The organism is Robiginitalea biformata HTCC2501 (genome assembly GCF_000024125.1).
Classification (GTDB): domain Bacteria; phylum Bacteroidota; class Bacteroidia; order Flavobacteriales; family Flavobacteriaceae; genus Robiginitalea; species Robiginitalea biformata.
Map to the genome: position 1 here is coordinate 66769 of NC_013222.1, position 13386 is coordinate 80154.

General features: G+C 57.1%; 7 protein-coding genes. All 7 read right to left on the reverse strand.

The genetic code is table 11. From position 1 onward, the window contains the following. Window positions 1-49 precede the first annotated feature (49 nt). Complete coding sequence (locus tag RB2501_RS00295; RefSeq protein WP_012813643.1) at window positions 50-754, reverse strand: energy transducer TonB; 705 nt, start codon at window positions 752-754, stop codon at window positions 50-52. Window positions 755-808: 54 nt separating this feature from the next. Further along, a complete protein-coding gene (locus RB2501_RS15670; protein ID WP_148214251.1) occupies window positions 809-1210 on the reverse strand; it encodes a VanZ family protein in 402 nt (133 codons plus the stop codon). Next, complete coding sequence (gene gcvH / locus RB2501_RS00305) at window positions 1203-1583, reverse strand: glycine cleavage system protein GcvH (protein WP_012813645.1); 381 nt, start codon at window positions 1581-1583, stop codon at window positions 1203-1205. Before gcvH ends, RB2501_RS15670 begins: the two co-directional genes overlap by 8 nt. Window positions 1584-1672: 89 nt before the next feature. Next, window positions 1673-8857 carry a T9SS outer membrane translocon Sov/SprA gene (gene sov, locus RB2501_RS00310; protein ID WP_012813646.1) on the reverse strand — a complete coding sequence of 2395 codons (7185 nt, stop codon included), beginning with the start codon at window positions 8855-8857 and terminating at the stop codon, window positions 1673-1675. Window positions 8858-8862: 5 nt separating this feature from the next. Next, window positions 8863-9444, reverse strand: a complete 582-nt coding sequence (gene ruvA, locus RB2501_RS00315) for a Holliday junction branch migration protein RuvA (RefSeq protein ID WP_012813647.1) — start codon at window positions 9442-9444, stop codon at window positions 8863-8865. A gap of 45 nt (window positions 9445-9489) precedes the next feature. Then, on the reverse strand, window positions 9490-11784 hold the full coding sequence (locus RB2501_RS00320; protein WP_012813648.1) for an NADP-dependent malic enzyme: 2295 nt from the start codon (window positions 11782-11784) through the stop codon (window positions 9490-9492). A gap of 218 nt (window positions 11785-12002) precedes the next feature. After that, complete coding sequence (locus tag RB2501_RS00325; RefSeq protein WP_012813650.1) at window positions 12003-13331, reverse strand: MFS transporter; 1329 nt, start codon at window positions 13329-13331, stop codon at window positions 12003-12005. Between the last annotated feature and the right edge of the window lie 55 nt (window positions 13332-13386).

Consider the following 13386-nt stretch of genomic DNA (forward strand, 5'->3'; position numbering starts at 1 on the left):
AAAAAATCCCGGCGCCAAGGCCGGGATTTGAATTTTATCAATGGAAACCCTATTGGAGTTTAAACATGATCGGGATAGAAAAGGGAACCCGAACAGCGCGACCCCGCTGCTTTCCAGGGGTCATCTTGGGAAGCCGCTCGATAATCCGGCGCGCTTCTGCCTCGAGGTTCTTATCCGGTCCGCGGAGGCGGATATTGCCGATGCTTCCGTCCTTCTGGATGGTAAACATTACGGACACCCGACCCTGGATCCCCATTTCCTGGGCAATCTCGGGGTAGCGGAAATTCTTGCGGATGTGTTTCTGCATCATTTCGTTAAAGCAGGCACGCTTGTCGCTGGCGCCTTCGCATCCCGGAAATACCGGTACATCTTCAATAACAGCAAAGGGAACGTCGATATCCTCTTCGACTTCTTCCACCACCACGTCATCCACTTCAATAATCTCTTCTTCCTGGCTGGTTTCCGTAGATTCGATAATGGTTTCCTCCACTTCTTCCTCATCCTCCACTACCTCGATCACCTCGGGGGCGGCAGGCGGCGGGGGCGGTGGCGGCGTCTTGATCTGCTCGGTCATCGGCACCTCTTCGTCCAGAAGCTCCTCGACATCCATGGATATATCGTAGTTATTCACTTCGTCGTACGTCTTCCATTCCAGGGCCACATAAACCAGAGCCATTACAAGGGCCAGGCCAAGTACAAAATACAGGCCGCTGTTCCTTCTTAAATCGGCTTTCGGACTCTTTTTCGTTTCCATGCTTATGCTTATTTAATGCATGCTAATTTAACTATTCTTTTGGGAAAAATACAATTAATCCGGCCAATTTAACGCCCCCAGTTCGTGAAACGCCACTTTGAGTGAGGCAACTGCCGCCAGCAGCCCCAGGGAATTCGCCAGGAAATCCCCCCACTCCGGGCTGCGGCCTGTGGGCAAAACAGCCTGAAGGGCCTCAATCACACCGCCATAGGCGGTCAGGACCACTGCGGCCAGCCATAAAGCACCGTTTAACCCCACGCGCCGGCCGGCCCGTTCCCGCAGGGCCAGCACACCCAGGACGGCTGCTATAAGGTAAAAAGTAAAATGGGCGATTTTATCTGCATGTGGCAGCTCAAAACCCGGATCGTCCAGGTCGTCGAAAGGGGCGAGGCAGGCATAGGTGACGGCCGCCATCCAGAGCATAAAAGCCGGGGCGAACCAGCGCCGTTTACCCACCGATCAGCTCTTTGTAGTCGTCCGGCGTGAGCAGGTCGTCGGCCTCCGAGGGATCGCTGAGTTTGATTTTGATCATCCAGCCGTCCCCGTAAGGATCCGTATTGACCTTTTCCGGCTCGTCTTCCAGGGCCTCGTTGAATTCCACAATCTCCCCGCTCAGGGGCAGGAAGAGATCGGATACCGTCTTCACGGCTTCCACCGTGCCAAAAACGGCTTCGCGCTCCAGTTCTTCGTCCAGGGCGTCCACTTCCACGTAGACAATATCACCCAGTTCCCCCTGGGCAAAATCGGTAATTCCCACGATAGCGGTATCCCCTTCGATGCGGACCCACTCGTGATCCTTGGTATATTTCAATTCGGACGGTATATTCATCGGTTTACATTTACAAGTCAGCAAATGTAACTTTTTCCGGGCGTAGAAACCAAACGACCCGGGAAATTCCGGCCGGGCCTGCCCGGGGGCTAGTTCCCGAAGTTGTAACGGAGGGTGAAGCCGGTGTTGATGGTGGTTTGGGGAAAGGCGGTGGACACGGCGAATTCGGAGAAGGAATGGTCGTAGAAAAACAGGGCGTTCAGGTTTTTGCTCAGCGCGTAGTCGGCGGTGAACTTGATGGAAACCAGGTTTTGCCCCGATGTGATCTGGTTGCTGTCCAGGTCCAGGTTCCGGATAATGGTGATGTTGTCCCGGAGGCTCAGGTCGGCTTTCAGGTTCAGATCGCCCTTGAGGCGCTGGCGTTCCCCCCCGATGCGGGTGACGAACTGCACGTCCTTGAACCGGTAGCCGAGGCCCAGGGTGTATTCCTTCCCGTTGATCTCGGTTAGCAGGTTGTTGTCGAAACTCAGGGACAGGGCACGGTCCATGCGCACCTCGGCCAGGACGCTGACGGAATTCTGCATTTCAAAATCCACCCGGACCAGCGGGTTAAACGCGTCGTTCAGCACCACATTGTTGATCAGGATCTCGGGCATCAAATCGCCGGTCTCCACCTCAAACGGGTTGGTCCCCGGGTCGTTGTCGTTTACCAGCTGGTAACGCTCCAGGTTGGTCTGGAACGAGTTGATCGTATAGGCCGAACGATAGCCGTGGCTCAGGGAGAACCGTTTGAATTGTTTCTGAAACCACTTGTTCTTCATCAGGCCCGTATACTTGATATTCCAGTTGGGGATTGGGATATCCCGGAACGTATCCAGGTTGACGCGTTCGGCGTCCTGGCCCGTATAGGCGGCAAAAAAGGCCGGCAGCAACACCTCTTGCTGGGTCTTTCCGTAGCGGATGGGGAAGCCGTCGTCATCCACCCCGATATCTGCACCGTTCCGGTCCGACAGGAGGCGGTTGGCGATGGTCAGCCGGTTGTCCTTGAAGGCCTCGAAGGTCTCCGAGCTTTGTTCGTCGCTCCGGTTAAAGGCGGTGGCCAGCATCATGGTGGAAATGCTGAAACTGCCGTAGGTATTGGGCGCCTGGGGGATGTACTCCCCGTCGGTGACGTTGAAATTCTCCTGGAGCGTCTCGGAGTATTGGCGGTCGGCAATCAGGTCGATGGTGAGTTCGGGTACGGGCTGGGCCGTGGCCGTGATGTTCAATTGCTTGCTGGTCCGCTGGACGAACTGCTCGTTGAACTCATTGAAATTCGTCAACCACCCGTTTTGCGCGGCCAGTTGGCGCACATCTGCCTGGCTCCCGAAGACAAAGCCGACAGTGGGGCGCGTAGTGCCGATAAAGCCGACGCTCTGAGTATAGCCGGGCAGGACAGTCCCGTTGTTTTCGCTGTAGTTCACGTTGATCCGCTTGACCATCGTCAGCAGGTCGATGGCCGTGTTAAAGGCCTTCCCCGTCCGTTTGGGGGCAGCCGACTCCCCATCTTCGCGGGCATTACCGGCCTTGTCCGTACGCGGGGCGGCAATCCCGGTAGTGGGTTTCCCCGTGGATTTCTTCAGGCCGAGCTTGTCGTAGAGGCGCTGCATGCTGAGGGCGGCCGTAAGCGTATGGGTGTTCGCATTCTGTATCGTATTGATGGACGACAGGCTGAGCTGGTCTTCCGGGATGCCCGGATTCTGCGCCTTCGCCACGGCGAGGTTCAGGGCGTCCCCGCCCCGTTGCCAGTCGAAGTTGCTCGTATAGGTGTACTGGGCATTCACAAAGTCGAAAATCGGGATCTTGCTCAGCGGAATCTCGTAGTTCAGGGTCATCTGCTGGGCGTGGCGGTTCGGCTCGCCGATATCGAAGAAGCCGTCCCAGAGCGTGCGGTCTGCCAGGATGTTCGAAAAGGGGTTCCCCTCCTCCTCGTAATAGTTCCGCACAATGCTGTTGTTAGACCCGGTAAGCTGCACCCGCAGGGACTTGGTGAGCGCATAGTTCAGGTTGTACTGCCAGTTAAACCGGTAGTTCCGCTGTTGCAGCAGGGGCAGTTCCAGGGTTTCCACCCCGGGCTCCAGCACATCCCGGAAGCGCTGCTGGTTGAATTGGCGATTGATGTCGGATTGCAGGGAGATGCTCGTGGGGAGCAGGTTGAAGTTGAGCTCCTTGAGCCATTGCCAGTAGCTGCCCCGGAAAAGCGAATCGTTTTTGGCGAAGGGCGCCACCGGGACCGGCTTAAAATTGTGGTTGTACACCACCCCGGCCTGGACGTTCTGGTCCCGGAGTTCGGCCACTTCAAAATCCCGGTGGTCGGTTTCGTTGTAGGAGTAGTTGAAGGTGAAGTTTTCGATGTCGAAGAAATTTGCCTCGGCCTCTTCCCCCCGGTTTTTTCGGACACCGATAAAATTGATGCTCGTCCGCTTGGTATAATCTTCCGCCTGTTCCCGGATCTGTTCGGCATCCGCCGGGCTATCGGCCGCGGCAATCCGGTCCTCGAGTTTTAAGTCGTCGTACACCGGGTCGAATTCCGGGGTGATGAGCTGTTCGGATATCCCGTAATTAAACGGGATCTGCAGGTTCCATTTGGCCGGGAAGAGCTTCCCGATTTCCACGTTGGTCACCACGTCGTAGGAGATGGCGTCCTCCCGGGCCCGCTCGTTCGGCATCTGGTCGATGGCGCCAAAGCCGGAGGTGGAGGTATTCCCCGTAGCCGACACGTTGGCAAAATCGGCCATGTTCGCATCGACGGCTGCCACGGCCGCCCAGCCCCCGTTGTTGTCCAGGCCAGCCAGCCGGAGCTCGTTAAACCAGACCTCAGCGCGGAGCGGGATGTTGTCGATGTTCTTGACCCCTACCATCATGCTCCGGATGCTCCCCAGGGAGGGGTTCCCCCGGATACCGATCCGGGCCCGTCCGGGCTGGCGGGGGGCAAATTCGTCCACCTCCACGGCCACCCCGTCGATCACCTCGTAAAAGGTGATCTCCCCAAGTGTCTGGCTGGCAATGCCTTCTGATTTTACCTTGTTCAGGTCGTCCAGGGCCACGTCGAGTTCATTGATGGCGGGCCAGACCTGCTCGGCCGTGGAAGCGCTGAAGTCCGTAAACTCCAGGGGCACCTCAATCTGGTAGAAGTTCTCCGAGAAGTCCGTCCCGATCCGCAGGAAACCCACCAGGGACTCCGTGTTGAGAAACGGGTCGGATTGGGCGATTTTTTCGGCGTGCAGGAACATCTTGATCCGCTGGTACTGCCGCATGTCCATGCTGACATTTTTAAAGACCCCGCGCGAATCTTCCGGCTCCAGGTTTTCCACCACCATGGACAGGGATTGCTCGTTCTGCCGGACAATCGTGTTGTTGTTGTTGAGTTGCTCCCGGACTACGCCTGGCGGCAATACGTAAGGAATCGGGATACGGGCCTCATTCTCCTCCACGTTAACGGTATTCACGTCCACGCTCGTCCCGTCGTCGGCCGGGTTGTCGTTATTGGTCTGCAGGGTTTTGGTGTAGTTCCGCCAGTCCCCGCGCACCAGGTCGAGGGTTGCGAAACGCAGTACCACCGGGTCGGTAAAACCGGTGACATACATCCGCATAAAACTGATGGAGCGGAAGTCCGTAATCCCCCCCACGGCATCCGTAAAGTCGCTCAGCGGGATCTTGTACTGGATCCAGCGGCGGTTCAGCTGGGTTCCGTTGGGCAGGTTGGGGGTCACCCCTTCCTTAATATCCGTCACATACGGATCGTCCACCGTCACCCCGGGGCGTATCGGGATCCGGTATTCGTAGTAGCTGTTGACCGTGTTCATGGTCAGGTCCCGGTCCACATCCTCCACGTCGGGAAGCGTGGTATTCCCCCGGTTTGTATTGGTGACGGCCACCGGGGAATTCCCTTCCGTGTTGTTGAAGTCCAGGTAGCGTTCCAGCAGGCTGCCCTCCCGGTTAAGGTAGTACGTATAGTTGTCCAGGGCAGGATCCTCGGCAGGCCCGTTGTAGCCTTCCGCCGCCTCATCCGCATCTGCAAGGCCGTCGTACCCGATATCCTGCAGGCTCCGGTTTGTCTCATCGGCGTCAAAGGCGTAGACCAGCGCCTGGGTAGCCGGCACCCGGCCCCAGATTGTCTGGGTGGTGAGGTCGTTGGAGTTTACGCCCGGCAAGCCGTTTTCGTATTGCTTCCGTCCGTCCTCCAGGATGTCCTCGCTGATATTCCCCAGGTTGATCACGAGTTCCCCCGGGCCCGTTGCCTGTCCGTCCACATAGGGGTCCAGGACCCAGAATTGCACGAATTCCACGTTGGACTGCTCAAAATTTGTACTGGAGAGGGACCGCATGATGCCGCCCCATTTCTCCTGGGGGGATTCCGCTTCAAAATTGGGGTTTGCGTTGTACGGCCCTTTCAGGTTCGGGTAATACGCCAGGTCCAGCGTGTTCTGGACGGTTGTCTGCCCCTGGGCGATATCGATGCGCGGGAAGACCTCGTCGATAAAGATGCGCCGGGTGGCATTCAGGGAAATATCGTTGTCGCTGATCCCGGGCGGGCGCTGGTTTGTATAAAATATCGGGTCGATCGTATACCAGGCCAGTTTGGCGCGTTCATAGCCGGTTTCCAGGTCCTCTTCCCCTTCGTCCAAAAACTCCAGCGGAGTACTCGCCAGGCTCCAGCCCAGGGAGGCACGGATATCGATCAGCGCCTGGGCCCCTTCAAAATCATCCAGGTAACTCGTGGTTTCCCCCCGGAAATTCGCGTTGTCCGGTGCATTCGGCTTTAAAAATGCCACCTCTCCCCTCAGGGACAGGTTTGAGGCCACATCCGTATCGACATTGGGCAGCATGTTGGCCAGTCGCGTCAGGAAGGGGACTTCCGTCGAGAAATTCCCGTTCAGGCCAAAAATCGTATTGTTCACCGGCTCCACCCCAAAGTTTGCCTTCTGGGTGAGCGGGCGTTCGTTCAGATTCAGCAACGTGGCCCCGAGCACAAAGTTTTCATTGAACTGGTGCTCTACGTTCACCCCGGTAAACCGCCGGGTCTGTTGCCCGAAAACCGCATTGTTCTCCACGGAGATGTTGATGGGCGTATTGGACGCCTGCAGGCTGGGGTCGAGGATCTGAACGGTCCCCGCCTGGTAGTTTACCGTATAATCGATGCCCTCCTGCAACTGCCGCCCCCCGGCCGTAACCCGAACAGACCCCCTGGGTACGTTGAATGCGCCGATGGGGATACCGTTCCCGGTCTCGGACTTGTAGCGCCCCTTGATCCGGAACCGGTTCTTCTCCGCATCCTGCAGGGAGGCCGCCTTGGTCTGGTTATACATATTGCGGAAGACATACTTCTGCTGATTCTGGTTGTACCCCTGGTCGTCATCCACATCGTAGGTGCCCCCGCCAAGCAGTTCAAACAGGTACTCCCCAAAGGGTTCTACCTTGGTAAAGATGATCTGCCCGTTCTGGGTATTTACGGTGATGCCGGGCACAAAGTCGAAAAACCCGTCGCCCCCGGGCTGCACGTCGTTGTACACATTGAGCCGATCCAGGTTAAACACATCCAGCAATATCCGCTCCTCCAACGGCCTCGGCGTATCCGGCCACCCCACATCCGGGTTGACGGGGGTAATGTAGTTCCTGGGCGTCGGGTCGTTGTAGAGGATGTTCAGCTTAAAATCTTCCTCGCTCAGCTGGAAGGCGCCCGTGGCGTAGATGTTCTTCATCATCAGGTCCCAGATGGGGTCGCTGACGTTGGTGATGTTGCTCTTGAGCAACTTCAGTACCAACGTGTTGTTGTTGATCTCCACCTGGGCCCCCGGGCTCACCGAGGTGGCATCCAGCCCGCCGTTGGCAAATTCCCCCACCTGGTAAATCTGGCCGTTGTAGGTGTACTGGAAGGCCACAGCCAGCACCTCGTCGTTGCTGAGCCGCTGGTTCAGGGAGATATAGCCAAGTTGGGAATTAAACGCGTAATCCCGACCCTGGTCGAGTTTGCGGGCGTTCTCCAGGATGGCGTAATCGAATCCCTGGTTGACGGTATACCCGCCGGGGATTTGGAAGCCGTCGTCCACGGTTGCGATGTCGCGGATATCCGGGGTCAGCACGCCTCCGCTCCCAATCAGGGCCGGGTCGTAGTCGTTGGCGCCGTTGCGCGGCAGGTTCACCGGGGCCCCGCCCGAGTTGAAAAATCCACCAGGCGCCCCGCCGGCCTGGCCGATCCGGGTTTTTTCCGGCAGGCTTTCTCCCAGGTCCTGGATGGCCACCACATTCCGGACGTTGAGCGTCTGCTGGCTCCGGTTGGTTACCCAAACCTCCAGCCGGGTAATCTGTACCTGGCTATTGATATAGGGGTAATCGGCCAGGGCCTGGTCGTACTGGTCGCGGAAATACTGGGAGAGGAAGAAGTGGCGGTCTTCGTCGTAGTCCAGGGCCGTCAGTTCAAATTCGTTGATCGTCCCGCCCCCCTGGGCCACCACCGTATTGCTCTGGGAACGCTGTTCGGAGAATACGGCCGTCACGGTGGTTTTGCCGAACTGCAGCTGGGTCTTTACCCCAAAGAGGCTCTGGGCTCCTGAGATCAGCGAGCTGTTGAGCGGCATGTTTACGTTTCCGATCTCGATTTTTTGGATGATATCGTCTTCGGTGGGGGTATAATCGAGCTTGATAAGGTTTTGGAAGTCGAAGGTTGCCTCCGTGTCGTACTGGGCGGTAATCTGCAGGCGCTCCCCGATCTGCCCGAGCATACTCAGGGAGATTCGCTGGTCGAAGTCAAAGGCGAGGTTGGTCCGGTTGCGGGGCGAAAGGGCCGGGTTGTCGTTTTTCTGCCAGATGACGCCCAGGTCCATCGCCACGGAACCCTGCGGAATCACTTCGATGGTATTCCCCCCGAAAATGGTTTCGAAAAAGCTGTTGTTTACATAAAAATTCGGGAGCAGGTTTTTCCGGGCCTCTTCGCTCCCTTCCTTCCGTCCGCTGAAGGCGTCGATTTTATCTTTGAAATAGGATTTCATGCCCTCCCTGCGGACCAGTTCAAAATAGTCCTCCGGGGTCAGGATGATCGGGTAGGAAATGTCGTAATTCCCAACCGACTCCGTATAGATATAGCGGTCGAGTTTCGCATCATAGGTGTATTTGGAGACGATGCTGGGCGGGTTCTCCATGCGGAGCGACCCCAGTGCTACCCCCGTCTGCACCGAATCCGCCTCGGTTTCCCCGTCCTGGGCATGCGCCGGAAGGGCCGCGAAGACCAGTAGAAAAAGAAGGGAAAATAAAGAAAGACGGTACTTTGTGTAAAATGCCGATGCCCCTGTTTTCAAACTTTTTACAAATTTTTAAGCGTCTGTTTGATAATGCCCTCGACGCTTGCGGAAGGATCCTGGCGAAGTACCGTATCCACGGCCTTTTCGGACTGCTTTCGGGAATAGCCAAGAACCTCTAAAGCAGATAACGCTTCTTCTTTATTTGTATTGTCTGGTTTTAGGGAAACTTCATCGAGGTCGTAGATTTTCAAAATCTTGTCCCTCAGGTCCAGAATAACGCGCTGGGCAGTCTTGGCGCCGATCCCCTTGACAGCCTGTATGGCGGGCACATCCCCGGAGGCAATTGCCTCCCGGAGCTGGGCAGGGGTCATGGAGGACAACATGGTGCGGGCGGTGCTCGCGCCCACGCCGGAAACCGAAATCAGCAGGCGGAAAGCCTCGCGCTCCGCAACAGAGTAGAATCCAAAGAGCGTGTGGGCATCTTCCCGGACCTGCAAATGCGTATAGATCCGGAGTTGTTCCTCGTCCGGCAGGGCCGAAAAGGTATTCAGGGAAATATTGACAAAATAGCCCACCCCGGCACATTCAATTACCAGGTGGGTTGGGTGTTTTTCAATAAGGCGGCCGGTTAGGTGTTCTATCATGGGAATCGGTTGTCAGTACCGGAAATCTCTTCCGGCTGCAGGTGGTTATTTTTTCCTTTTGGCGCGCCGGCGCTTTTCGCGTTCCTGGGCGTCGATCACCGCCACAGCGGTCATGTTGACGATCTCCTCGACGCTGGCCCCCATCTGCAGGATGTGGACGGCGCGCCGAAGACCCAGCATGATGGGGCCAATCGTATCGGTAGCCTGCAATTCCTTGATGAGCTTGTAGGTGATGTTGGCCGATTCCAGGTTTGGGAAAACCAGGGTGTTCACGTTTTTCCCCGCCAGTTTGGAGAACGGGAACTGGCTCTGGCGGAGTTTCCGGTTCAGGGCAAAATCGGTCTGGATTTCCCCGTCTACCACCAGGTCGGGCTCCTGTTCGTGCAGGATGCGGATGGCCTCCCGCACCTTCACCGCCCGCGGGTGTTCGGAGGAACCGAAATTCGCATAGGACAGGAGGGCGATGTTCGGTTCAAAGTTGAATGCCCGGGCCAGGTTGGCCGTCATCCGGGTAATCTCCGCGAGTTCCTCGGCGGTCGGGTCGATATTCAGGGAGGTATCCGCCAGGAAAATCGGCCCCCGGGATGTGATCATCACGTGTACCGTAGCCGCCCGGGACACTTCGCTCGCGCGCCCGATCACCTCAAAGATCGGCTTCACCACGGAGGAATAAGAACGGGAGTACCCTGAAATCATGCCGTCGGCATCCCCCTCCCGGACCATCATCGCGCCAAAGTAGTTTCGCTCCCGCATCTTACTCCGGGAGTTGTACAGGGTACTCCCTTTTCGCTGGCGCAATTCCCAGTAGCTCCGGGCATAGGCCTCCCGTTTTTCGAGGGAATCCTCTTCGTACTGGTCGATGATGGGAATTTCCGCATCGAATTCCAATTCTTCTTTCAGTTCCTCGATGACTTTTCGATTTCCAAGCAGGATGGGGTGGGCAATCCCTTCGTCATGGGCTATTTGCGCCGCTTTGAGCACATCCAGCTGGTCCGCCTCGGCAAAGACGATCTTCTTGGGCATCGATTTGGCCCGGCTCATCAACCAGCGGATCACCTTTTTGTCGTCCCCGGACCGCTGCAGGAGTTCCTCCCGGTAGCGGCCCCAGTCCGCAATGGGCGCCCGCGCCACCCCGCTTTCCATAGCTGCCCGGGCAACGGCCGGCGGCACCTCGGCAATCAGCCGCGGGTCGAAGGGTTTCGGGATGATGTACTCCCTCCCGAAAGTGAGGCGGGTTTCCCCGTAGGCGATATTGACCTGTTCCGGGACGGGTTGTTTGGCCAGGTCGGCCAGGGCTTTGACGGCGGCCATTTTCATTTCTTCGTTGATCTTGGTTGCCCGCACGTCCAGCGCCCCCCGGAAAATAAAGGGGAATCCGAGCACGTTGTTCACCTGATTCGGGTGGTCGGAACGCCCGGTGGCCATGATGATGTCCTTCCGGGTTTTCATCGCCAGGTTATAGTCAATCTCGGGATTCGGGTTTGCCATCGCAAAGACGATGGCGTTTTTGTTCATCGTCTTCAGCATGGCCGGGGTCAGGATATCCGCGATAGACAACCCGATAAACACATCGGAATCCCGGACCGCCTCCTCCAGGGTATCGATCTTCCGGTCGGTTGCAAATTCTTTTTTCTCGGCGGAAAGCTCCGGGCGGTCGCTGCGGATGACCCCCTTGCTGTCGAGCATTACCATGTTCTCCCGGGAAGCCCCGAGCGAACGGTAGAGCCGGCTGCAGGAAATGGCTGCGGCCCCTGCCCCGCTGATCACGATCCGGACGTCCTCAATTTTCTTTTCGGCCAGGTCCAGCGCATTGAGCAGGGCAGCCGCCGAGATGATGGCCGTCCCGTGCTGGTCATCGTGCATCACCGGGATGTTCAGCTCCTCCTTGAGGCGTCGTTCGATTTCAAATGCCTCCGGCGCCTTGATGTCTTCCAGGTTGATCCCCCCGAAAGTCGGGGCCATGATCTTTACCGTTTCGACAAACTTGTCAACATCCTTGGTGTCCAGTTCAATATCTATCCCGTCGATGTCCGCAAAAATCTTGAACAAGAGGCTCTTGCCCTCCATCACCGGTTTGGAGGCCTCCGGGCCGATGTCCCCCAGGCCCAGGACCGCGGTCCCGTTGGAGATCACCGCAACGATATTCCCCTTGGCCGTGTATTTGTACACCTGCTCCACATCCTTATGGATCTCCAGGCAGGGTTCCGCAACCCCCGGGGAATAGGCCAGGGCCAGGTCGCGCTGGGTGGCATAGGGTTTCGTCGGGACGATCTTGATCTTGCCGGGGGTGGGCTTCGCGTGGTAAATCAGGGCCTCCCGGCGTTTTTTTTCCTTGCTCATAATAGCTGTGTTCTACCGCAAAGGTACGCGGGACTGGTCAATTTGGAAATTTGAAAATGGGTCAATTTGAAAAATTGCCGATTTGAAAAATCGAAAATCGCCCATGGGCCGCTTTTCCCTGCCGGAAACTGATGGGTTCTTGCGGGATACAGGGGTATTTTGGTTTTAGGGGGAAGAAGGGGTTCCCCCTGGGGGGCCGCGGGCAAATGACTTTTGGCCTACTCCCCCATAACCTCAGCCACCTCTGCCCTGGCCTTTGCCACGTTCAGCCGCAGGGCCAGCAACCCGGCTATAGCAAAAAAGGCCCCGGCAAACAACATCGCGTTGACGGAGTCCGATCCCAGGAAATTCGAGAAAATCGCCCCGAAAGACAGCGTCTCGATCCCCATCGGGATCACGATCATCATATTCAGGATTCCCATATAGACGCCCCGCCGATCCTGGGGTACGATCTTGGAGACCATACTGTAAGGGATTCCCATCATGGCCGCCCAGCCAATGCCGAAGAGGATCATCGGGAAGAGTACATTCACCGGGTCGTCGATAAACGGAATCCAGAACAATGCCACGGCCGTGCCGAAGAGGCTGAGCGCATAGACCTTTTTCCCTCCAAACCGCATGGTGAGGGGCACGAGGACCAGGGCTACCAGGGCGGTCACAATGTTGTAGGTGGTACTCATCTTGGCCGCCTGGGCCGCTGCCTGGGAAGTGTCAAAGCCCATCGTGGTCCGGAACAGGGGCGTGATAAACTGCCAGTAAACAAAAAGGGCATACCATTGGAACAGGTAAACCCCGGCCAGCTTCCACATAAATTTGGGCATATCCCGGACAGCCTCGGCAATCTCCACAAAAGGCACTTTAAGGCGCTGCGCAAAAGGCAGGGCCTTGTGCCGGTTGATCTCGGCCAGCTCCTTGGCGTCCGGCGGGATTTCCGGGGTTTTCAGTACCGACCAGAGGATGGTGGCCAGCGAGAGGAAGGAGCCGATAAAAAACGAATAATAGAGCCACTTCGGAACGGACCCGGTAAGCTCCTCCCCTCCCCCGAACCAGTCCTGGAACAGGAAGATCGAAGCATTGGCCAGCAGGATGCCGGCTCCCACAAAAAGGCTTTGCATTTGGTAGCCCAGGCTCATCTGCTTATCCGGCAATTTATCGCCTACAAAGGCGCGATAAGGCTCCATAGCCATGTTGTTCCCCACATCGAGCAGCCAGAGCAAACCGACGGCAAACCAGAGGGCCGGGCTCAGCGGGAAGAGGAAGAGGCAGATACTGCCGATCAGCGCACCGATCAGGAAAAAGGGTTTCCTGCGGCCCCAGCGGGGCGACCAGGTTTTATCGGATATCGCCCCGATAATCGGCTGGACGATCAGGCCGGTCACCGGGCCCGCGATATTCAGGATGGGCAATAATTCCTCCGAGGCCCCGAGAAATAGGAATATCGGGTTGATGGCGCTTTGCTGCAAGCCAAAGCTGTACTGGATGCCCAGGAAGCCGACATTCATATTGAATATCTGCCAGAAACTGAGCTGCGGTTTGGGTAGTGACATAAGGAGTTAGTTGGTTGGCTTCCGGTTATCGGCAATTGCGGAATCCGCATAAAAT